Genomic DNA, 372 nt, shown 5'->3' on the forward strand with positions numbered 1-372 from the left:
TGCCAAATTGTGGGCAAACCTCAATAACCATTTGTATTAATGGGCGACGACAAACGACACCGAAGCGACCTCGCGTCCCTTGTTGTCCGTATCGTGCATCCTGAAATCGTAAGCCCCTTCCTTTGAGGGCGCCTTGAACGTCAGTGTGCCGGAGGCTCGTTTTCTCAAATGCTGGTAACTCAGATCATGGCTGTCGTTGACCGGCTCGCTGCCGTGCTCAACATGGGAGGGAATGATGCCGATCCAGGCGTTGTCGGCGAAATTTTCAGCCGCCGTAAAATGAACCTGGATCTCCTGTCCGGGTTTGACGGTGGTTTTATCCAGCGTCAACGTGGGATATCCGGCAGATATCGTTGATGTCACAGTAAACGA

The 372-nt window shown here is 52.4% G+C and carries 1 protein-coding gene; it reads right to left on the reverse strand.

What is annotated here, in order from left to right; all coding sequences use genetic code 11:
• Positions 1–36: 36 nt before the first annotated feature.
• The coding region (locus tag ACYQ11_RS22160; protein ID WP_459926015.1) for a hypothetical protein at positions 37–372 on the reverse strand (336 nt) is incomplete at its 5' end.

The organism is Desulfatiferula olefinivorans, from assembly GCF_054657895.1.